General features: G+C 41.3%; 1 protein-coding gene. It reads left to right on the forward strand.

The genetic code is table 11. The features are described from left to right. Nucleotides 1–11 precede the first annotated feature (11 nt). A partial coding sequence (locus tag I5349_RS13850) for a PKD domain-containing protein (protein WP_226391369.1) occupies nucleotides 12–259 on the forward strand: 248 nt, incomplete at its 3' end.

The following is a 259-nucleotide window of genomic DNA, read 5'->3' on the forward strand; positions in this document are numbered from 1 at the left end:
CTGGAAAGCCTATGGAGTACTCCTGGAAGCTTTTGGAAAAACCAACCGGAGCTAACCCAACCCTTTCGGTATTGAACTCTATTGCAGTACAATTTACCACCGATACTGAGGGAGCCTACACATTCGAATTGACTGTCTCTTACAATGCTTGGACAGATAAAGCGGAAGTAACTATTGTGGTATCTGAAGGAGATGAAAATTTTTTAGAAGCTAGAGGAGGAGATGATCAATCGCAAAATCTAGGAACCATGATTCAATT

This window comes from Penaeicola halotolerans (assembly GCF_016464625.1).
In the GTDB taxonomy this organism is placed as follows: domain Bacteria; phylum Bacteroidota; class Bacteroidia; order Cytophagales; family Cyclobacteriaceae; genus Penaeicola; species Penaeicola halotolerans.